The organism is Rhodococcus sp. KB6 (assembly GCF_001445685.1).
Lineage (GTDB): Bacteria > Actinomycetota > Actinomycetes > Mycobacteriales > Mycobacteriaceae > Rhodococcus_F > Rhodococcus_F qingshengii.
Map to the genome: position 1 here is coordinate 447,073 of NZ_LNAK01000163.1, position 249 is coordinate 447,321.

Genomic DNA, 249 nt, shown 5'->3' on the forward strand with positions numbered 1-249 from the left:
TGTGTGTGGCGTTGTCGCGGTCGGTGGAGTTGTTGGTGGCGGTGTTTGCGGTGGTGCGGGCTGGTGGGGTGTTTGTTCCGGTGGATGTGGGTGCGCCGGTGGAGCGGGTGGGGTTTGTGGTGGGGGTGGTGGATCCGGTGGTGGTGTTGTCGCGGGTTGGTGATGGTGGGTGTTTGCCGGTGGGGGTGGGGTTTGTTGATGTGGGTTGTGTTGATGTTTCGGGGTTTTCGGGTGGTCCGGTGGGGGTGG

1 protein-coding gene is annotated in these 249 nt (G+C 63.9%); it reads left to right on the forward strand.

Translation table 11 applies throughout. The features are described 5' to 3' along the window. Positions 1 to 35: 35 nt before the first annotated feature. Positions 36 to 249: hypothetical protein (locus tag ASU23_RS35385; protein WP_216637140.1), on the forward strand; the 214-nt coding region annotated here is incomplete at its 3' end.